This is a genomic window from Curtobacterium sp. ZW137, from assembly GCF_003762905.1.
Lineage (GTDB): Bacteria > Actinomycetota > Actinomycetes > Actinomycetales > Microbacteriaceae > Curtobacterium.
In genome coordinates, this window is sequence record NZ_RJKS01000004.1 from 80,945 (window position 1) to 100,562 (window position 19,618).

Sequence of the window (19,618 nt, forward strand, 5' to 3'; positions counted from 1 at the left end):
CGATGCGGACTCTCAGCCCGGCGCCGGACTCTGCCGGTAACATGTTTCATGATTGTGTTCTGATCCACCGCACGGCCGGAGACCCCATGCCCCGCAAGCCCGATCCGACCCTGAAGCCGGCGATCGTCGCCAAGGTCGCCCAGCACCTGCAGGACACCAAGCTCGAAGACGTCTCGGTCCGCAGCCTCGGCCGCGTCCTCGGCACCAGCGCGTACCCGATCGTGTACCACTTCGGCACCCGAGAAGCCCTCATCGACGCCGTCGTCGAGCACCTGGCGGAGCGCACCGCGACCGTCGCACTCGACCCTGACGCCGACGACCTCGGCCTCGCCGCCTACCTCGTCGCCGTCTTCGGCGGCCTCGACGACCCGGAGCGCTCCCTCGCGGCGCGGCTCACCTTCGAGCTCGGGTCGGTTGAGTCCCTCGACGGGCGGGACCGCGAACACGTCTTCCACCGCGCGCAGGTGGCCGCCATCGCGGCCTGGTGCACCGCCCACGGCTACGGCGACCGCGACGGGGAACGAGCGGCCCGCGGCGCGGTCCTCGCCGCCCGTGGCGCGCAGTGGGGCACCATCGTCGACCGCGAGCACACGGACATCGACGCCGTCCTCCGGGCGGTGGCCGACCGGCTCGTCTCCGGCGCGCGGTTCGCCACGGCCTGACGTGACGGACCGGGCGCCCGGTTCGCACGGCCTGAGGGTGACGGACGCGCCGTGGTCGCGACCACGATCGGACGGGAGGCCCGGTGCCAGCTGGCACCGGGCCTCCCGTCCGTCAGGTCAGTGCGTTCAGAGCGTGACGAACGACTGCGACTTGGCATTCGCGAAGCGAGCCGCGACGTTCTCCCAGTCGACGATGTTCCACACGGCCTTGACGTAGTCCGCCTTGACGTTGAGGTAGTCGAGGTAGAAGGCGTGCTCCCACATGTCGAGCATGAAGATCGGCACCAGGCCGAACGGCACGTTCGCCTGCTGGTCGAACAGCTGGAACGTGGTGAGCTTCTGGCCGACGGTGTCCCAGGCGAGGACGGACCAGCCGGAGCCCTGGATGCCCGTGGCGACGGCGGTGAACTGGGCCTGGAACTTCTCGAACGAACCGAAGAACTCGTCGATCGCAGCGGCGAGCTCGCCCTCCGGGACCTTCGTGTCCGGGCCGAGGTTGGTCCAGAAGATCGAGTGGTTGACGTGACCGCCGAGGTTGAACGCGAGGTCCTTCTCGAGCTTGTTCACGTTCGCCAGGTTGCCCGACTCACGGGCCTCGGCGAGCTGCTGGAGCGCGGTGTTCGCACCCGTCACGTAGGTCTGGTGGTGCTTGTCGTGGTGCAGCTGCATGATCTTGCCGCTGATGTGCGGCTCGAGTGCGGCGTAGTCGTACGGCAGCTCCGGCAGGGTGTACTCAGCCATGTGAGTTCCTTTCGATCAGTGGATTGGCGGATGGTGCTCCGCGGCTCACGAGAGCCGGGAACGATCGGTGAGGGAGTGGAATTCCCGGTTGTGGTAGACCAGCGGCTCGCCCCGTTCGGAGCCGAGCACGATGTCCAGGACCTCGGCGACGACCACGGTCGAACTGCCGATCGGCGTCGTGGAGAGCGGACGGCAGCGGAGGGCGGACGCGGCGGACGGCAGGTAGCGGTCACCGGAGGGCAGCATGCCCCAGATCGGGTCGTCGGCCGCCGGGCTGCCGGTGGACGCGAAGCGCTTGGCCAGGGCGACGCCGTGCGAGTCCATCAGGTGCACGACGAACAGCGGCGCTCCGAGGACGATGCCGGCCGACCCGGACTGGGTGGACAGCGAGAAGACCAGGACGGGCGGGTCGATCGCGACGCTCGCCACGCTCGAGGCGGTGAGCCCCGTCGGGCCGTCTGGCCCCTCGGCGGTGATGACGGCGACGCCGGCGGGGTGACCGCGGAACGCCGACTTGTACGCGTCCGCGATGGTGGCCGGTGCTGCTTCGGGCATGGGAGTCGTGGTCGTTCCTCGTTCGGGAGTGGGTGACCCGCTGTCCTGGCGGGCATCTCCCAACGTATGACCTCAACCTATGTTGAGGTCAACGATTCCCAGGTTCGCCTCATCCCGGGCGTGCCGGATGACGCCGTGTGACGCGGAGCGGCGGCGTCGCACGGTGCGAGGTGCGGCACCTCAGCGCCGCCGGAGCATCACGACGGCGCCGGCAGCGGCGACGACCATGAGCACCGCCGCGACGCCGGACGTGATCGTCACGCCGGAGTCGAACGCCGCCCGCGCCGAGTCGAGCAGCGCCTGACCGGCCGACCCGCCGAGCGAGGTCGCCGCGGACACCGCACCACCGAGCGTCTCCTGCGCCGCCGTGTGGGCCGAGGACGACAGCCCGCTCGGCACCGACACGTGCGCCCGGTACGCGGTCGCGAGGATCGTCCCGAGCACGGCCGTCCCGAGCACCGCACCGATCTCGTACGCCGTCTCGGAGACGGCCGAAGCCGCGCCGGCCTTGTCCGCCGGGGCGGTCGAGATGATGAGGTCGTTCGTGACGGTCTCGGACGCGCCGATCCCGATGCCGAGCAGCACGAACGCGAACGCCAGCGCCACGATCGACGCGTGGTGGCCGAGCACCGCGACCATCCCGTACGCGGCCGCCGAGAACAGCAGCGCGACGGCGACGACCCAGCGCGGTGCGACCCGGGCCACGATCGGCACGACGACGAGTCCGGCGACGATGGTCAGCACCGACCCGGGGACCAGCACGACGCCCGAGGTGAAGGGGTCGAGCCCGGCGACGAGCTGCAGGTGCTGGGCGATGAAGAACAGGAACCCGGTCAGCGAGAACATCGCCGCCATGTTCATCAGGACGCTGCCCGTGAACGCGGTGCTGCGGAACAGCCGGAGGTCGAGCATCGGGGTGCGGGTGCGGAGCTGCCGCCGCACGAAGGCGACGCCGCAGAGCACGCCGACGGCGACCATCGCGATCGCGAGGCCACGCTCCTCCGGGTGCACGATCGACTTGATCGCCCAGGCGATCGGCGCGAGGGTGCCGAGCGAGAGCAGCATGCTCGGGACGTCGACCGGCCCGGGGTTCCGGTCGCGGGACTCCGGCACGCAGAACGGCACGCCGACGAGCATGAGCACGAGGATCGGCACCGCGACGAGGAACACGCTCCCCCAGTGGAAGTGCGCGAGCAGCACGCCGCCGACGAGCGGGCCGAGGGCGTTGCCGGCGGCGAACATGGTCGACCAGACCGCGAGTGCCATCCGACGCTCCCCCGCGTGCGGGAACACGTTCCGGATGATCGACAGCGTCGCGGGCATGAGCATCGCGCCGAACACGCCCATGGCGATGCGGGCGGCGACGAGCATCCAGGCGTCGGTGGCGAAGGCCGCGGCGACCGAGAGCAGGGCGAACCCGGTGGCACCGATGACCAGGATCTTCCGGCGCCCGATGCGGTCGCCGATGCTGCCCATCACGACGAGGAGCCCGGCGAGCACGAGCGGGTACGCGTCCACGATCCAGAGCTGGGTGGTGGCGTCCGGGTCGAGGGCGCGGGAGATCGAGGGCAGCGCGAAGCTCAGGATCGTGTTGTCGATCGAGATGAGGAGGACGGGCAGCATCAGCACGGCGAGCGCCAGGAACCGTCGCGCCCGACTCGTGGTGACACGGGTGGCGATCGGGCTGGTGAGGAGTGCGGACATGGTGGTGCTCCACGGACTTCGAGGGTGTTGCTCCGGGCGCGGAAGTCGTCACGCCGCCCGGCAGGACCCGTCTACTGTACCGTCTGGACGGGTAACGTTGCAAACGCAACAAGGAGACGGTCCGGAGGCTCGTGACGACGCCGCCACGAGCCTCCAGGCCGTCTCCTGGCCCCCTCCAGGGCCCCCGATCGCTCGGGCGTGTTGCTAAATCTTGGGGAGGGGCGAGTGGTGATGCTTGAGGGGTGTCGCGTGATGTGTTTTCGGACGAGATGTGGGCACTGATCGGCCCGATTTTTCCTGCCGTGAAGGGCGGCGGTCGGCCACCGGTGGGCCGTCGAACGGTTGTTGAGGCGATGATCTGGCGGTTCCGGACGGGTGCAACGTGGCGGGACCTTCCTGAGCGGTTCGGGAACTGGAACACGATCTACCGGAACTTCGACCGCTGGGCCGAGGCCGGTGTGTGGGCGAAGTTGCTCGAACATGTTCAGGGCATCGCTCAAGAGAGCGGTGACGTGGACTGGGTGGCGTCGATTGACTCGACGATTGCCCGAGTCCACCAGCATGGCGCCACCTTGCCCAGGCCGAAAAAAGGGTCCGCGAAAATGACAACAATTCCCATCCCGAACCCGCTGACCACACCATCGGCCGGTCGCGCGGCGGGCTGACCACGAAAACACACCTGGTCTGTGACGGGAAAGGCCGCCCGTTGGGCTTCGTTCTTCCCGGCGGGCAGTTCGCCGACACGATCATGCTGCCCCTGACGATGAGCCAGATCCGTGTTCCGACCGCGGGGCGGCCGCGGATGAAGCCGGACCGGCTACTGGCGGACAAGGGATACCCATCGAAGGCCAACCGGGCCTGGCTCAGGGCCCGCGACATCAAGACCACGATTCCCGAGCGGGCTGACCAGATCGCCCACCGTCGTAAACGCCGAGGCCGACCGATCGAATTCGATGCCGACCAGTACAAGCGGCGAAATGTCGTCGAGCGATGCTTCAACCGGCTCAAGCAATGGCGAGGTATCGCAGTGCGATCCGACAAGACCGCCCGGAACTACCACGCCGCGCTGTGCCTTGCCGCAACGCTGATGTGGATTACGGCTGCCAGTCAAGAGTCAGCGATGCTGGTCAACAGCGAGCAGGCGCGGGCGATTGCCCGCTGGTCCTCGTCGCTGAGTGCTCGAAGTTGAGTGTCCAGCCAGGCGTCACGTTGGGCTCGGGTAGCGCGGGCAAGTTCCACGCCTTCCGCAGTGGTGCGGAAGAGAACCTTCCGCCCGTCTTGAGGGTCGGGGGTGCGGACCGCGTAACCCGCGGACGTGAGCCGGTTGACGCTCTGGCTCATCGATGCCGGAGCGACGTGGCCGTACTCACTCAGCTCCGTGAGGGTCTGCGGACCGTTCTTGTGCAGCCAGGTGAGCACGTCCAATGCCGTATCACCGAGGCTGCCCTCGGGCCGCTCGCTGCGGAACCGGCGGTACAGCCGCCCCACCGCTGCCCGCACCTGACCGCCAAGACCAGCATCGGCTCCGTTGGCCGACCGGTCAGGGCTTGCGTTCGTCTCCATGAGTCATTAGTGTACCTAAAAGACGGTCTTTAGTGGACCTAAACATCGACCTGACTGGGCTGCGGCCTCTTCCCTCGGAGCACCTCATGCCTTCACCAGCTTCCGCCGCCACATCAGCCGTGACCGCCAAACCGTTCTCCTGGCGGTTCACCACGCCTCTCTTCGTCGGGTCTGCGCTGAACCCGATCAACAGCTCGATGATCGCGACGGCCTTGGTCCCGATCGCTTCCGGGCTGCATGTGCCGATCGGACAGACCGCATCCCTGGTGACTGCCCTGTATCTGGCCAGCGCAATCGCGCAGCCCACAGCAGGGAAGGTCGCTGCGGTCATCGGTGCACGCCGGGTGTTCCTCGCCGGGATCATCCTGGTGCTGCTCGGTGGTGTCCTCGGCGGGGCTGCCCAGAACCTTCCGATGGTGTTGATCGCTCGGGTCCTGATCGGGCTGGGCACATCCTGCGCGTACCCGTCGGCGATGATGCTGATCCAACGCCGCGCGAAATCGGCCGGCATGGACAAGCCCCCGGGTGGCGTGCTTGGCGGCCTGCAGATCGCGGGCCTTGCCACCGCGGCACTCGGGTTGCCGATCGGCGGGGTCCTCGTGCAGACAGCTGGGTGGCGGTGGGTGTTCTTCGCCAACGTTCCCGTGGCGCTGATCGCCCTGGCGGCGGCGCTGATCTGGATCCCCCGAGACCCGGCCCCACACGAACGCAAGGGAGCCCGCGGCGTGCTCTCGAGCATCGATCTACCTGGCATCATCGGTTTCGGCCTGGCGATGGTGGCACTGCTGTTGTTCCTGTTCTCCCTGCAAGCCCCGAACTGGTTCCTGCTCGCGGGCGCCGTGATCCTGTTCGCAGCACTCACGCTCTGGGAACTGCGCGCGGCATCGCCGTTCCTTGACGTGCGACTCCTAGTACGGAACTCGGCCCTGACCCGCACCTACCTCCGCTATGCCCTCGTCGCCCTCTGTGTCTACATCGTCATGTACGGCATCACCCAATGGATGGAATCCGCCCGAGGGATATCTGCCCTCAGCGCCGGGCTCCTCCTTCTGCCGATGAGCATCATCTCCGGGATCGTCGTCGCCCCGATCTCCCGCCGGAACCTCGTCCGCGGACCCGTCATCATCGCCGCCTTCGCCAGTCTGTTGGGGTCCTGCGGTGTGCTGTTTCTCACCTCGAACACGAACATCGTCTGGATCGTGATCATCACCGTCATGTTCGGCGTCGTCCTCGGCACCGCCTCCAGCGGCAACCAACTCGCCCTCTACACCCAAGCCCCACCCGAACAACTCGGCGTCGCATCCGGGCTGTTCCGCACCTTCGGATACATCGGCTCCATCGCCTCCTCCGCCATCACCGGCATCGTCTTCCACACCAAAGCCGACGACAGCGGCGTCCACACCATCGGTCTCATCATGATCGGCGTCAGCATCGCCGCCATCGCCTTCACCCTCCTCGACCGCACCCTCCGCACCCCCGCACGCACCACACCCCAGGCCTAAACAAAGGAACCATAAATCATGCCTGCCAACCCCCTCGGACTTCTCCTCCGCAACCGACGTGCTGGCCAGCACACCCTCGCCTGGGCCGACCCCGCCCTCCACGCACCGGAAACCTTCACACTCACCAGCCCCGCCTTCACCCACGGGACACCCATTCCCGAAAAGCATCGCGGCCGAATGCGCGGACCGAATATCTCGCCGGCCCTCGAATGGACAACACCACCAGTCGGCACCCAGGAACTCGTCCTCATCGTCCAAGACCCCGACGTCCCCTTCGGTAAACCTGCCACTCACGCGCTCACGATTGGTATCGACCCAGCACTCGGGAGCATCCCGGAAAACGCTCTCACCCACCCCAGCCCCCTTCGCGGGCTCACCCACGGCAAGGGCGCCCTCGGCCGCCGCGGCTACTCAGGCCCCCTCCCCATCCGCTCCCACGGACCCCACTCCTACGTCTTCCAACTCTTCGCTCTCGACCAACACATCACCCTGGCCGACACCTTCACCCTCGACAACACCATCCACGCCATCACCGGCCACGTCATCGCCCGCGCCCGCCTCGACGGCACCTACGAAATCCGTTGAACCACCCAACAAACACCATCAACACATTGAGCAACACGCCCTAGGCGGACTCGCGCAGCAGCAGACGGTGGCGCACCGTGCGCTGCACGGTCGGACCGTTGCGCGGGAGCTCGCCCGCGAGCATGCCGAGGGCGAGGTCGAGCGCCTCGCGGGCGACCTCGTCGAGGTCCACCGCCAGCGTCGTGAGCTGCGGCGAGACGAGCGCGCCGAGCGGCAGCCCGTCGACGCCGACGACCCGCACGTCACCGGGGACGTCGACGCCGGCGCGACGGCAGGCCTGCAGCACGCCGAGCGCCATCACGTCGTTGAAGGCCAGGATCGCGTCGAGCCGACGCTTCCGGCCGAGGATGCGGACCGTCTCCTCGGCCCCGCACTCGGCGGTGCCGTGCGGTGCGTGCACGACGTCGGGCAGGTAGCCACGGCGGCGGAGCGCATCCGTCATGAGGACTCCGCGCACGCTCGTGTGCTCCGGCGAGGAGTTGTCGAGGACGACCGGGTGACGCACGCCGGTGGCGACGAGGTGGTCGGCGAGGACCTCGATCCCGTCGCTCGGGTCGATCCAGACCGCGGCGGTCGGCGGGTCCGAGGAGGGGTCGAGCTCGACCATCGGGACCGTGCCCAGCAGGTCGTTCCAGCGCTCACGTCGGTCCCCGAAGTACCCGATCACGACGTCCGTCTGCGCACCGAGCGCTGCGACCATCCGGTCCGGGTCGCTCGCCAGGTCGACGTCCGCGAGCATCACGTTCCAGCCCTGCTCGGCGGCGAGCTGGAACACCGAGGCCGCGAGCTGCGGGGTGTACGGGTTCCTGAGGTCGTTGACCACGAGCCCGAGCTGGTGGTCGCCGCCGGTGACCAGGCCGCGGCCGAACCGCGACGGCCGGTAGCGGAGCTGCTCCGCGACCGCGAGCACCCGTTCCTTCGTCGCCGCGCTGATGCCGGTCATCCCGTTCATCGCACGGGTGACGGTCTGCCGGGACACCCCGGCGGCCGTGGCGACGTCGATGATCGTCGCCCGGCCGCCGGGTTCACCGGGGTGGGTGGCGTCGGTCAGTCGCGGAGGTCCAGCCATGCCACCTGTTCCGGAGTGAGTTCGACGGAGAGCCCCGTCATGGAGGAACGGGCTTCCGCGATCGTACGCGGTCCGAAGAGCGGGAACGTCGGGAACGGCTGGTTGAGGACGTACGCCAGGGCGATCGCCGTCGCCGGGACGCCGAACTGCGCACCGAGCTCGGACGCCCGGCGCAGTCGCTCGAAGTTCTCGTCGGAGTAGTAGCAGCGGACGAGCTCGGCGTCGCTGGTGTCCTCTGGCGTCGCACGGCCGGTGAAGAAGCCGCGGGCCTGCGACGACCACGGCAGCAGCGGCACCTGACGCTCCTCGAGCCACGCCTTCGACGCCGCGTCCGTGACGTGGCGGCAGCCGGCCCACGGCACGTCGTACGCCTCGGCCAGGCCGAAGTGGTTGCTCAGGACCTCGAACTCGTGCTTGCCGTTGGCGCGGGCGTACGCGTTCGCCTCGTCGAACCGGGCGAGGCTCCAGTTCGAACCGCCGTAGACACGGATCCGACCGGCGCGACGGTGCTCGTCGAGGACGTCGACGAACTCCCCGACGGGGATGTCCTCGTTGTCGCGGTGCATCATGTAGATGTCCGCGTAGTCGGTGCCCTGGCGGTCGAGGCTCTCCAGGAGCTGGCGGCTGAGGGACTCCGGGTCGCAGTTCGGGGTGTGTGCGCCCTTGGTGATGACGACCACGTCCTCACGGATGCCGCGGTTCTGGATCCACTTGCCGAGCCGCCCTTCGAGCACCCCGCCGCCGTAGATGTAGCCGGTGTCGAAGACGTTGCCGCCCTGCTCGACGAACAGGTCGAAGATGGCGCTGGCGTGCGCCAGGTCGGGCTGGTTGTCGACGCCCATCACCAGACGGGACATCCGCTTGCCGACGCCGGGGATCTCCCCGAACCGCATCGGGTTGCCGTCCTGCACGGCCAGCGGGCGGCCGCTCACCGTGGGGATGTCCGCGGTCTCGGCCTCGAACGGGTAACGCAGGTCGATCGCGGCGCGCCACTTGTCGAGCGTGCGGGCGGTGGCGAGCGACTCGTCGACCGTGTACTCGGGCACGTCCACGCGACCCGCTGCGAGGGCCGCGGTCGTGGCGTCGGCTTCGAGCGCGTACGGCTTCGCACCGGCGAAGGACAGCGTGCGCGGGTCCTCGTCGACGGTGCGGATCTCGATCGTCGGGTCGTCGCCGAGGGTCCACGGGTCGGTGAGCGTGATCTTGCCGGTGGTGCCGTGCACCGTGACGGCGTTGTCGTCCTGCACGCGGACGCCGGTGCGGACGTCGGCGGTGATGCCGCCCTTGTACGTCAGCGTCGCGGTGGTCCACTCGTCGACGCCGGTCGGCCCGAGGGTCCCCGCGGCGGTGAGCTCGGTCGGCTCGGCGACGGCGACACCGGTGGCGGCCTGGACGATCGCGGCCGCCATCGTCACCGGGTAGCCGCCGACGTCGAGGATGCCGCCACCCGCGGTGTCGACGTCGAACAGTCGACCGGTCCGGGACCCGGCGCGGAACGCGAACGACGCGTCGATGTGGGTCACGTCGCCGATCGCGCCCTGGCGGACGAGGTCGAGGAGCGCGGCGGTCTGCGGGTGGAAGCGGTACATGTACGCCTCGACGAGCGGGAGCCCCGCCTGCCTGGCGGCGTCCGCGAGCGCCATCGAGGTGCCGTGGTTCGGCGACAGCGGCTTCTCGCAGAGGACGGCCTTGCCCGCGGCGAGCGCGGCGAGCACGAGGTGCGCGTGCCCGGTGTGCACGGTCGAGACGTAGACGGCGTCGACGTCCGGGTCGGCCAGGACCTCGTCGTAGGTGCGGGCGGCGACGTCCGCGAAGCCGTGCTCGACGGCGTCGTCCGCGAAGGCCTGCGCCCGCTCGGTCGAGGAGCTGCCGGCGGCGACGAGGGTGGCCCCGGCAGCGCTCGCGGGCAGCTGGGAGAGGAAGCGGCGGGCGATGCTGCCCGGCCCGAGGACGGCCCATCCCGGGGTGTCGTGGGTGGCCCCGGTCGGGGTGCCTGCGGTGGTCGCGGTCTGCGCTGACATGCGGATCCTGTTCGTCTCGTGAACCTTCACGGTCACGACGACGGTAACGCGCCCGCCCCGGTGCCGCAACGCAATCGTTGCTTGACACGGCGTGTCGGTCAGAGCATGCTCTGATCCACTTCGTGAGCGTTCACGGTCGAGCGTTCACGGCAACCGATCTCAACGACGAGAGCAGGTCCAGAAGTGACAGCAACGCCATCGATCAGTCTCAGCCGGCGGGGGTTCCTCGCCGGCGCAGGTGCCCTCGGCGCCGCCGCCCTCCTTGCCGGGTGCTCGACCGGCACGTCCATCTCGAAGGACCCCGACGAACTCGTCCTCTGGTACTGGAACCGGTCGCTCGACCCGAAGTTCCTCAAGCGGGCCGCTGCCGGGATCGACGGGCACCGGCCGATGCGCCTCCGTCCCGACCTCATCGGCGGGGCGTCGTACGACACGAAGTTCCGGACCGCGCTCGCCGGCAACGCGTTCATCCCCGACGTGCTCATGGTCAACTCGAACTGCTGGCTGTACTTCCCCGACGAGGACCTCTTCACCGACTTCGACGAGCACGGGGGCACCGCGAAGAAGAGCGAGTACTACGACTGGAAGCGCGCCCTCGGCACCACCCCGAGCGGCCGGCAGTGCTTCTGGCCGGTCGACACCGGGCCAACCGGGTTCTTCTACCGGCAGGACGTCCTCGCGAAGGCCGGACTGCCGACGGACCCGGACGAGGTGTCCGCCTCGATCACCACCTGGGACGACTTCCGGAAGCTCGGCGCGACGCTCCGCAAGAAGGCCGACGTCGCGACGGTGATCACGGCGAACCAGCTCTTCAACCAGTACGTCTACGCCAGCCCCACCCGGTACTTCGACCGCGACGACCAGCCCGTGTTCGAGCGGGACGACAGCAGCATCCGCAAGGCGTGGGAGAACGCCGTCGCGTGTGCGAAGTCCGGCGTGACCGGCAACCTGCAGTCCGGCACCGACCAGAACGCCGGATGGGTGTCCGGCCGTGTGGCGGGGCAGATCGAGGGTGCCTGGTGGACGCAGGTGATCCACGACACCGCGCCGGACTCGTCCGGGCAGTGGCGGATCGCACGCCAGCCGGAGCGTCCGGGCAACAGCGGCGGCTCGTTCCTCGCCGTCCCGAAGACGTCGAAGAACCCCGCGGCCGCCGTGGCCTTCGCGCAGTGGATCACCTCCCCCGAGGTGCAGTCGCACACCTACAACGACATCCAGCTGTTCCCGTCGACGCCGTCGTCGTTCGAGAACGGCCTGATGCGGAACCCCGGGGACTTCTTCGGTGACCAGGACCCGCTCGGGTTCTTCAGCGACACCGCGATGGACGTCCCCGTCACCTACATCTCGAACAACGAACGCTTCATCGGCGCCTTCGCGACCGAGATCACCAACGTCGAGGCCGCCGGCAAGGACCCGGACCGGGCCTGGCAGGACGCCGTCGACCAGACCAACCGTGTCCTCGAGAAGCGCGGGGTCGCCGCATGAGCACCAAGCAGGCCCCGCCCACGACGAGCATCCCCGCCGTCGTCGGGACGCCCACCTCCTCCATCACGACCGCTGCCACCGGGAAGCGATTCGGTCTCCGGCGGTTCTGGCCGCAGTACGTGGCGATCGCGCCGTTCTACGTCCTGTTCCTCGTCTTCGGGCTCTTCCCGATCGTGTTCTCGATCGTGCTGTCCTTCACCGACTGGGACGGCATCGGCGCGCCCGCGTGGGTCGGGTTCGCGCAGTACGAGTACCTGCTCGGCGACCCGCGCTTCTGGAACGCCGTCGCGAACACCTTCCTCATCTGGATCATGTCGACGATCCCGATGCTCTTCCTGGCGCTCGTGCTGGCGTTCCTGCTGCACGGGAACATCCGCGCGAAGGGCTTCTACCGGGTGGCGTTCTTCATCCCGAACGTCACGAGCATGGTCGCGATGGCGATCGTGTTCGGCTCGGTCTTCTCCGACGGCTTCGGCCTGGTGAACGCCGCACTCCGGACGCTCGGCGCCGACCCGGTCGGGTGGCTGTCGTCGTACTGGGGCATCAAGGTCACGATCTCGGTGATGGTGATCTGGCGCTGGACCGGCTACAACGCGATCATCTACCTCGCCGGGCTGCAGTCGATCCCGACGGAGCTGTACGACGCCGCGAAGGTCGACGGCGCGAACACCTGGCAGATCTTCTCCCGCATCACCGTCCCGCTCCTCCGGCCGGTGATCCTGTTCACGCTCATCACGTCGACGATCGGCGGGCTGGGGCTCTTCACCGAGCCACAGATCCTGTTCAACGGCGGTTCGGTCGGTGGCCCGGACGAGGCCGGCATGACGATCGTGCTCTACCAGTACGAGCAGGCGTTCAACCAGTTCGACTTCGGCTACGGGTCGGCGATCGCCTGGGTGCTGTTCCTCTTCTCGGTGGTCTTCGCGATCATCAACTGGCGCCTGCTCAGCGAACGCGACGGCCTGAAGACACCGAGGCGTCTGCGTACCGCGCGCACCGTCCGCCCCGTCCGCTCGACCACGAAGGGGGTCGACGCATGACCGCGACACAGCCCACCACCACGACCACGAACACCGCCGCCGCCCTCGGGCGCCCCGGTGCCGCCGGAGACGACCGGCGCCACGGCTTCCGCCGCGGCTGGGTCGGGACGCTCGTCACCCACGTCTGCCTGGTGGTCGGGGTGGTGCTCTCGATCTTCCCGTTCTACTGGCTCCTCGTGATGTCCACGTCGACGAACGCGGAGATCTTCGGGTACCCGCCGTCGATGTGGTTCGGCAGCAACGCGATGGCGAACGTCGCGTCGGTGTTCGCGAACGTGGACATGCTCCGGGCGCTGCTGAACACCGTGATCGTCGCCGGCAGCACCGCGGTCCTCGTGATGGTGTTCGACTCGCTCGCGGCGTTCGCGTTCGCGAAGTACGAGTTCCCGTTCAAGCGGTCGCTCTTCACCGTGATGCTCGCCACGTTCCTCGTCCCCGGCAGCCTGTCCCTGGTGCCGAGCTTCGTGTTGATGTCGCACCTCGGGTGGATCGGCGGGCTGCAGGCGCTCATCGTCCCGGGAGCCGCGAACGCGTTCGGGATCTTCCTCCTCCGGCAGTTCGCGACCGGGTCGATCCCGAACGAGATCATCGACTCCGCCCGGGTCGACGGCGCCGGGTTCTTCCGGACCTGGTGGTCGATCGCGGTGCCGATGCTCCGCGGTGGCCTCGCGTTCCTCGGGATCTTCACGTTCATCACCGCCTGGAACGACTACGTCTGGCCGTTGATCGTGCTGATCGACCCGAAGGGGCAGACGCTCCAGGTGGCCCTCGCCGGGCTGAGCTCGGTGAACGCCACCGACCTCGGCGCGGTGATGGCCGGTGCGGTGATCAGCGTCTTCCCGCTGATCGGGGTGTTCATCATCGGGTCGCGGCACTTCATCGCGAACATCGCGGCCGGTGCGCTGAAGGGCTGACGGTGCGGGCGGCGGGGCAGTGCGTCCCGCCGCCCGGCACTCCCTAGACTCCCCCTATGGCAAGTGCTCGCGACCGCGTCCTCGACAGCTTCGTCGCCATCGTCTGCGAAGAGGGCGAGCGCACCGCCACCCTCGACGCCGTCGCCGCGCGGGCGGGGGTGTCCAAGGGCGGCCTGCTCTACCACTTCGGCTCGAAGGCGGCCCTGGTCGAGGGACTCTGCGACCGGCTCGCCGACCTCTCCGCGATCGACGTCGACCGGATGCGGGACGCCGAGGACGGCCCCGCGCGGTACTTCGTCCGCAACTGCCAGTTCGTCGGCAGCGAGCTCGACCTGGCGCTCCTCGCCGCCAGCCGGCTGCAGCAGGCCGGGTACGAAGAGGCCGGCCGCACCCTCGACGAGACCGAGAATGCCTGGCTCGCGACCCTCGTCGACGCGCTCGGCGACGCCCCGACCGCGCAGGCGATCAAGCTGATGGGCGACGGTCTGTACCACGCCGCCTCGCTCGGAGCGGCGAGCGACGTCCGGCCCGACCGCGCGACCGTCGACATGGAGTCACTCCTGGTCGTGGTGGACCGACTCGTGTCCACGAAGCCCGCTGCGTGAACCAGCACACCCCTGCCTGGGGATAGACTGGGGGCGATCCACCCGCCTGATCTCCGGAGGTACCACTGTGGGCCGCGTCATCGCCGCTGTTTTCTCGATCCTGCTCCTGCTGGTGTCGATGTACCTGTTCGGCGTCGCGTTCCAGGTGAGCTCGGGTCAGGCATTCGTCTTCCTGGGCGGCGTGCTGCTCATGTCGCTCTCGTTCTTCCTGCCGATCCACGTGTTCGGCAAGCGCTGAGTCAGCGCACCTGAACGGGCCCCGCACCTCTCGGTGCGGGGCCCGTTCTGCGTCCGGGCGCCGTCGGCGCCCCTGCGGAACCGCGTTCCGGACATGCGCCCTGGTCGCGGTCGCGCCCCGATACGCACATCGCGCCCCGTTGTGACGGGGCGCGATGTCTGCGTGGGGGCGCGAAGGCCGCGTGCGTGACGGCCGGCCCGGAGCGCGGGGGCCGCGCCGCGGAGCGCGGGTGTCGGCGCGGGGCGGGTCAGGCCGGGACGGAGGCGCCGCGCAGGGTGCGGAGCGTGACCGCGGTCGCGATGGCGGCGTGCGCGGCCTCGGCGCCCTTGTCCTCCTTCGAGCCGGGCAGGCCGGCGCGGTCGATGCCCTGCTGCTCGTCGTCGAGGGTGAGCACCCCGAAGCCGACGGGCTTCCCGGTCTCGATCGCCACGCGGGTGAGCCCACTCGTCGCCGCGTCGGACACGTACTCGAAGTGCGGGGTGCCCCCACGGATGATCACGCCGAGTGCGACCGCGGCGTCGAAGCCGTTCTCGAGCGCCGTCTTCGCCACGACCGGCAGCTCGAAGCTGCCGGGGACCGGGAGCACGGTGGCCTCGGCGCCGAGGCGCTCGACCTCTCGCTGGGCTCCGGCGAGGAGCCCCGCCGCGATCGTGTCGTGCCACTGCCCGGCGACGATCGCCACCCGGATGCCGCTGCCGTCGACCTGGTCGCGGTCTGCCGCGCCTGCTCCGCTCATCGTGCTGTTCCTTCCGTGGGGGCGACGTCCGTCGCCGCCCGGTCTGCCGCGTCGAGCCACTCGACGAGTGCGGCGATGGTGATGACGGGCACGCCGGCGCGTGCCCCGAGTTCGACGAGGCGCGGCAGACGCATCATGCTGCCGTCCTCGTCGACGATCTCGCAGATCGCGGCGGCCGGACGGAGCCCGGCTGCCGTGACGAGCTCGATCGCGGCTTCGGTGTGGCCCGCGCGTTCGCGGACGCCGCCGGGGCGCGCCCGCAGCGGGACGACGTGCCCGGGACGGTGCAGGTCGGCGCGGACCGACGTCGGGTCGGCGAGGACCCGGAGCGTCCGGGCACGGTCGTGCGCGCTGATGCCCGTCGTGATCCCGGCCGCGGCGTCGACCGTGACGGTGTAGGCGGTGCCGCGGGGGTCCTCGTTGGTCTCGACCATCGGCGGGAGGTCCAGCGCGTCGGCGATCGCGGCGCTCACCGGGGCGCAGATGAACCCGGACGAGTGAGCGACGGTCCAGGCGATCCACTCCGGGGAGGCGAGCTCGGCCGAGAGGATCACGTCACCCTCGTTCTCGCGGTCCTCGTCGTCGGCGACGATCACGGGACGCCCGGCAGCGATGGCGGCGACGGCGTCGTCGATGCTCGCCAGACCCTGGACGCGTGCCGGGGCGTACTCGTGGCCGACACCGGGCACCGGAGTCGCCACGTCGTCGACGTGCCGTGTCTCGGCGACCATCACCGGGCCTCCAGACTGTCTTCCAGGACCTGCGCGGCGGCGTCGAGCCGCAGCATCCGCCGGACGTGCCGGGCGAGGACGTCGGTCTCGACGTTGACCCGGTCGCCCGGGACGCGGTCGCCGAGCGTCGTCGCCGCGAGGGTCTCCGGGATCAGGTTGACCTCGAACCAGGCGTCCGACGGGGCGGTCGTCTCGGTGGAGACGGCGCTCACCGTGAGCGAGACGCCGTCGAGCGCGATCGATCCCTTGTCGACGACGAGGGGGCTGAGCTCCGGCGTGAGCGCGAACCGGACCCGGCGCCACCCGTCGCCGTCCGCGGTCTCGAGCACCGTCGCGGTGCCGTCGACGTGCCCCTGGACGATGTGGCCACCGAGTCGGTCGCCGACGGAGGCCGCGCGCTCGAGGTTGACCGGGTCCCCCACGCGGAGGGAACCGTGCGCGCTCATGTCGAGCGTCTGCTTCATCACGAACGCCGTGAAGGTGTCCGGGGTCTGCTCGACGACGGTGAGGCAGACGCCGCTCGTCGCGATCGAGTCGCCGTGCTGCGCGTCCGCGACCACGAGCGGGCCACGGATGGTGAGCGCGACGGAGTCGCCGCGCTGGTCGACGGCGGTGACGGTGCCGAGTTCCTCGATGATGCCGGTGAACACTGGTGTCCTCTCAACGGGACTCCGGGTGTGCACGACGGTCGTCGGCAGAGCGGCAGGAACGCCCGGTCCGGGATCCGTGATGGGTCTCCGGGTTCGGTCGTGCCTTCCGCCAGCGCGCCTCCCATCCGGACTCTCACCGTCGGTCCCGGAGTTTCACCGAGTCAGCACCGGCCGGGAGTTCACCCGTCCGACGCTCGTGGACTGTCACCACCGGTTCGGAATTACACCGACCCCGGAGCGCTTGCGTACCCGGAACGATACCCCAGGCGTGCGACGGCGGCGCTGCCGGGGTCACGAACCGTCATGCGTTCCGGCCGCGCGCCAGGGCCACCGCCTGTCGGAGGGACAGGTCGGGGAGGTACGCGCGGACGACCGCGACGCCGATCGCCGGGAGCGCGACCGGATCCGGGTACGCGAGCACCAGCGGGTGCAGCTCCGGGCCGAACTTCAGCTTGAACCGGAGAAGCGAGCGGAACCCGTAGACCGGCTCGAGCACACCGCCCACGAGGTCGAGGAGGGTCTGCACGCCATCGGTCGCCTGCGCCTGCGCCTGCGCCTGTGCCTGGGGCGCCGGCGCGGGGGGTGCCTGCGCGAGGGGTGCCGCGGAGAGGCTGAGCCGTTCGATCCCGTCGGTGCGCATCCGGTCGGCGGCGCTCGCGACGAGGAACTCCATGACGCCGTTCGGTGCTGCGCCCGTCCGCCGCATCACGTCGAGGGTCCAGCCGACCACCCGTCCCTGGCGGTACGAGGGCAGCCAACTCGTGACGGCGAGGACCGTGCCACCGGAGTCCTGCGCCACCAGCGTGCGGACCGCGGGGTCCCGCATCTCGTCGACCCCGCCGAGGGTGAAGCCCATCTCCGGGAGCTCGCGGTCCGCGACCCACTCCTCCGAGATCGCCTCGATCTGCCGCGTCGTCGCCGCCGGCAGGTCCTGCCAGCTCGCCCACGTCGCGGTGGTCCCCTCGCGCGCGGCGCGGTTCACCGAGGTGCGGACGTCCTGCTTCTTCTTCCCGCTCGTCGTCCAGTCGCGGGGGTCGAAGTCGGCGTCCTCCGCGACGGGCAGCGTTCCCCAGCCGAGTGCGCGCAGCGGCGAGGCGACCGCCTCGTCGACGCCGTAGAACACCGGCGTCCAGCCGTTGTCGTCGCAGTGGCGGGCGAAGGCGGCGAGCGCCGGGACCCGCGCGTCGTCGTAGCCGAAGGGACCACCGAGCGTCACGGCGACGGTGCCGTTCCGTCGGTACGCGACCCCCGCCCGGCCGTCCTCGGCGAACCAGTACGCGTTGCCGCGCCACGTCGTCATCCACCCGAAGGTGTCGCCACCGCCTGCGGTCAGGAGGGCACGGGCGCGGTCGCGCGCCGCGCGGGTGCCGTCGGCGTCCGTGTCCTGCGGCGCCGCTCCGGTGGGCCGGATCGCAGCGATGGCGACGACGAGCCAGAGCAGCGGGCCGGCGATCCCGAGGGTGAACCGCAGGCCGGGGTCGAGCGCCGGCACCTGCTCCCAGAACGTGACCGGTGCGACGGGGCCGAGGGCGGCGACGACGATCCGCCAGGGGTCCTCGACACGGGTCGGCGAGGCGTCCGCGACGACCAGCATCGCGGCGACGAGGACACCGGCCGCGACGAGGACGACCACCGCGAACCCGACGACCCGGCGCCGGGTCGGGAGCACGGTGAACGACCGCCGCAGGACGACCAGCACGACGGCGGTCGCGAGGGGGACGACGACGGACGCGGCGATCGAGAGCGTGACGAGGAACCGGTCCTCGACGCCCTGCAGCCGCCCCTGCACCGCACCGTACGTGACGGCGGCAGCGACGGCCGTGACCGTGTCGACGACCACCACGAGCCAGACGGCGAACCGGCTGCCGCGGAAGAGCCCGAGCCCACCGACGACGAGGACGAGGAGCGGCGGGACCGCGAGGAGCAGCGTCCACGGGTCCGTCGCGCGGTACGCGAGGAGGCCGCGCAGGCACTCCCCCGACGTCCTCGCCACCGCGCCGGCGGTGTCGGACGTGCAGCCGGAGACCGGCGTCACCGGGCCGGAGCCGACGACCGCCGCGATCGGCGCGAGGATCCCGACGCGGGCCCGGGACACCAGGGCGATCACCGGGCCGATCGCCGACACCAGCACGACGGTGCCGAGGAGCACCCGCGTCTCCCGGTGGGAGCTCCGCGTCCACCCGGTGCGCTTCGGCGTCCGGCGGAGCAGCTCGCCGAGCGCCCACCCGGCCCCCGCCGCGAGCACCGCGTACAGGTCGGACGCGTGCCCGGCGTAGAGGAAGAGCGCTGCGACAACCGCCAGGGTGTTCACCCGGATCCGGCGGCGCCACAGCGGACCGGCGAAGGCGCTCGCGGTGGCGACGGTCCCGACGACCGCCGTCCACGGGTCGAAGCTCGTCGCCCGCCCGAGGAGCAGCGCTCCGACGTCCCGGCCGTCCAGGTCGACGAACGCGCTCAGCGCACCGAGCCCGGTGCCGACGACGGTCGTCAGGACGAACGCGACCGCCGTCCGCCACGACCCCATCAGGCGCTCGGACGCACCGACGAGCACGACGACCCCGGCGAGGGTGAGGAGGAGCGCGGCGGCACCCGTCGAGACCGCGAAGACCCGGAGCGGGCCGAAGGACTCCGTGGTGCTCGTCGCGTGCGACACCCGCATCGCGATGCCCACGGCGGATGTGGCGACCACGAGGGCGACGATCACGGCGGTGACGGGGTACCGACGGAGGGTGCGGGTGACCGTGGCGCCGGCGGAGCTGCGCGTCGCTGCACGGCGCTCGTCGCGGGTCACCGGGGGCCCGCCGTCGCGGGTCACCG

At 70.1% G+C, this 19,618-nt stretch carries 20 protein-coding genes and 1 riboswitch; of the genes, 10 read left to right on the plus strand and 10 right to left on the minus strand.

Going from position 1 to position 19,618, the window contains the following annotated elements; translation table 11 throughout:
- Window positions 1–86: 86 nt before the first annotated feature.
- Window positions 87–662: a TetR/AcrR family transcriptional regulator gene (locus EDF55_RS13700; RefSeq protein WP_123655525.1), complete on the plus strand. Its 576-nt coding sequence runs from the start codon at window positions 87–89 to the stop codon at window positions 660–662.
- A 126-nt stretch (window positions 663–788) separates the two neighbouring features.
- On the opposite strand, the gene EDF55_RS13705 is transcribed toward EDF55_RS13700, so the two are convergent.
- The 3 genes from EDF55_RS13705 to EDF55_RS13715 form a co-directional block, all read right to left on the minus strand.
- Window positions 789–1,403, minus strand: a complete 615-nt coding sequence (locus EDF55_RS13705) for a superoxide dismutase (protein WP_123655526.1) — start codon at window positions 1,401–1,403, stop codon at window positions 789–791.
- Window positions 1,404–1,448: 45 nt separating this feature from the next.
- On the minus strand, window positions 1,449–1,958 hold the full coding sequence (locus tag EDF55_RS13710) for a flavin reductase family protein (protein WP_123655527.1): 510 nt from the start codon (window positions 1,956–1,958) through the stop codon (window positions 1,449–1,451).
- Window positions 1,959–2,138: 180 nt separating this feature from the next.
- Window positions 2,139–3,662: an MFS transporter gene (locus tag EDF55_RS13715; RefSeq protein ID WP_123655528.1), complete on the minus strand. Its 1,524-nt coding sequence runs from the start codon at window positions 3,660–3,662 to the stop codon at window positions 2,139–2,141.
- 242 nt (window positions 3,663–3,904) lie between these two features.
- Between EDF55_RS13715 and EDF55_RS19240 the strand changes: the two genes are divergently transcribed.
- Window positions 3,905–4,327 carry an IS5 family transposase gene (locus EDF55_RS19240; RefSeq protein WP_395870361.1) on the plus strand — a complete coding sequence of 141 codons (423 nt, stop codon included), beginning with the start codon at window positions 3,905–3,907 and terminating at the stop codon, window positions 4,325–4,327.
- On the plus strand, window positions 4,324–4,851 hold the full coding sequence (locus EDF55_RS19245; RefSeq protein ID WP_395870493.1) for an IS5 family transposase: 528 nt from the start codon (window positions 4,324–4,326) through the stop codon (window positions 4,849–4,851). The genes EDF55_RS19240 and EDF55_RS19245 overlap by 4 nt, the downstream gene beginning before the upstream one ends.
- Here the strand turns inward: EDF55_RS19245 and EDF55_RS13725 are convergent.
- A complete protein-coding gene (locus EDF55_RS13725; protein ID WP_123655529.1) occupies window positions 4,770–5,225 on the minus strand; it encodes a MarR family winged helix-turn-helix transcriptional regulator in 456 nt (151 codons plus the stop codon). The two genes, EDF55_RS19245 and EDF55_RS13725, sit on opposite strands and share 82 nt — an antisense overlap.
- A gap of 119 nt (window positions 5,226–5,344) precedes the next feature.
- Between EDF55_RS13725 and EDF55_RS13730 the strand changes: the two genes are divergently transcribed.
- A complete protein-coding gene (locus tag EDF55_RS13730; RefSeq protein ID WP_221180760.1) occupies window positions 5,345–6,727 on the plus strand; it encodes an MFS transporter in 1,383 nt (460 codons plus the stop codon).
- An 18-nt stretch (window positions 6,728–6,745) separates the two neighbouring features.
- Window positions 6,746–7,312: a YbhB/YbcL family Raf kinase inhibitor-like protein gene (locus EDF55_RS13735; RefSeq protein ID WP_123655531.1), complete on the plus strand. Its 567-nt coding sequence runs from the start codon at window positions 6,746–6,748 to the stop codon at window positions 7,310–7,312.
- Window positions 7,313–7,352: 40 nt separating this feature from the next.
- Here the strand turns inward: EDF55_RS13735 and EDF55_RS13740 are convergent, their stop codons facing one another.
- Entirely contained in the window at window positions 7,353–8,381 is a 1,029-nt protein-coding gene (locus tag EDF55_RS13740) for a LacI family DNA-binding transcriptional regulator (protein ID WP_123655532.1), read from the minus strand.
- Window positions 8,360–10,402 (minus strand): aldo/keto reductase, encoded by a 2,043-nt coding sequence (locus EDF55_RS13745; RefSeq protein WP_123655533.1) that lies wholly within the window; start codon window positions 10,400–10,402, stop codon window positions 8,360–8,362. Before EDF55_RS13745 ends, EDF55_RS13740 begins: the two co-directional genes overlap by 22 nt.
- A 183-nt stretch (window positions 10,403–10,585) precedes the next feature.
- Between EDF55_RS13745 and EDF55_RS13750 the strand changes: the two genes are divergently transcribed.
- The 5 genes from EDF55_RS13750 (at window position 10,586) to EDF55_RS18865 (ending at window position 14,684) form a co-directional block, all read left to right on the plus strand.
- Window positions 10,586–11,887 carry an extracellular solute-binding protein gene (locus EDF55_RS13750; protein WP_260235961.1) on the plus strand — a complete coding sequence of 434 codons (1,302 nt, stop codon included), beginning with the start codon at window positions 10,586–10,588 and terminating at the stop codon, window positions 11,885–11,887.
- Complete coding sequence (locus EDF55_RS13755) at window positions 11,884–12,927, plus strand: carbohydrate ABC transporter permease (protein WP_123655534.1); 1,044 nt, start codon at window positions 11,884–11,886, stop codon at window positions 12,925–12,927. The genes EDF55_RS13750 and EDF55_RS13755 overlap by 4 nt, the downstream gene beginning before the upstream one ends.
- On the plus strand, window positions 12,924–13,841 hold the full coding sequence (locus EDF55_RS13760) for a carbohydrate ABC transporter permease (protein WP_260233394.1): 918 nt from the start codon (window positions 12,924–12,926) through the stop codon (window positions 13,839–13,841). The genes EDF55_RS13755 and EDF55_RS13760 overlap by 4 nt, the downstream gene beginning before the upstream one ends.
- 56 nt (window positions 13,842–13,897) lie before the next feature.
- Window positions 13,898–14,446 carry a TetR/AcrR family transcriptional regulator gene (locus EDF55_RS13765; RefSeq protein WP_123655535.1) on the plus strand — a complete coding sequence of 183 codons (549 nt, stop codon included), beginning with the start codon at window positions 13,898–13,900 and terminating at the stop codon, window positions 14,444–14,446.
- A 67-nt stretch (window positions 14,447–14,513) separates the two neighbouring features.
- The gene (locus tag EDF55_RS18865) at window positions 14,514–14,684 is read left to right on the plus strand and encodes a hypothetical protein (RefSeq protein ID WP_165931383.1); all 171 of its coding nucleotides are present in this window, start codon (window positions 14,514–14,516) and stop codon (window positions 14,682–14,684) included.
- Between the two features lie 247 nt (window positions 14,685–14,931).
- Here the strand turns inward: EDF55_RS18865 and ribH are convergent, their stop codons facing one another.
- The 4 genes from ribH to EDF55_RS13785 form a co-directional block, all read right to left on the minus strand.
- Complete coding sequence (ribH, locus tag EDF55_RS13770; RefSeq protein ID WP_123655536.1) at window positions 14,932–15,420, minus strand: 6,7-dimethyl-8-ribityllumazine synthase; 489 nt, start codon at window positions 15,418–15,420, stop codon at window positions 14,932–14,934.
- Window positions 15,417–16,151, minus strand: coding sequence for a 3,4-dihydroxy-2-butanone-4-phosphate synthase (gene ribB, locus EDF55_RS13775; protein WP_123655537.1), 735 nt, complete (start codon window positions 16,149–16,151; stop codon window positions 15,417–15,419). Before ribB ends, ribH begins: the two co-directional genes overlap by 4 nt.
- Window positions 16,151–16,801 (minus strand): riboflavin synthase, encoded by a 651-nt coding sequence (locus EDF55_RS13780; protein WP_123655538.1) that lies wholly within the window; start codon window positions 16,799–16,801, stop codon window positions 16,151–16,153. The genes ribB and EDF55_RS13780 overlap by 1 nt, the downstream gene beginning before the upstream one ends.
- A gap of 109 nt (window positions 16,802–16,910) precedes the next feature.
- A riboswitch (FMN riboswitch) is annotated at window positions 16,911–17,045 on the minus strand.
- Window positions 17,046–17,102: 57 nt separating this feature from the next.
- Window positions 17,103–19,592 (minus strand): bifunctional lysylphosphatidylglycerol flippase/synthetase MprF, encoded by a 2,490-nt coding sequence (locus EDF55_RS13785; RefSeq protein ID WP_123655539.1) that lies wholly within the window; start codon window positions 19,590–19,592, stop codon window positions 17,103–17,105.
- Window positions 19,593–19,618: the final 26 nt, after the last annotated feature.